This is a genomic window from Bacillus sp. mrc49 (genome assembly GCF_002803435.1).
In genome coordinates, this window is sequence record NZ_PHNG01000438.1 from 1 (window position 1) to 303 (window position 303).

1 pseudogene is annotated in these 303 nt (G+C 29.7%); it reads right to left on the minus strand.

What is annotated here, in order from left to right:
- A pseudogene (locus CVN76_RS31630) lies at positions 1-108 on the minus strand (RNA polymerase sigma factor SigW); the annotation flags it as partial.
- Positions 109-303: the final 195 nt, after the last annotated feature.

Genomic DNA, 303 nt, shown 5'->3' on the forward strand with positions numbered 1-303 from the left:
GAAACATATCTGGAAAACTTTGTCCTTGTATATTTCGACAATTTCTCCAAATGCATTATGGTCTCCCTTTACTACTTGATTAATTCTCTCTTTAATGAGTGCATCCATTTTCCAGTATTACCCCCGCTCATGCGGCTATACGATTATTACGAATCGTAAGCTAAAAGGTTTCAAAATTTTAATACATTAATTTTAACAAAGTTTTACATTTAATGTTTAAGAAAAAAAAAACAGGTTTATATAGTAAGAAATTGTAAAATTAAAGGGAGTGGATCTCTTTATGACTGCTGAACAAATTTTAGA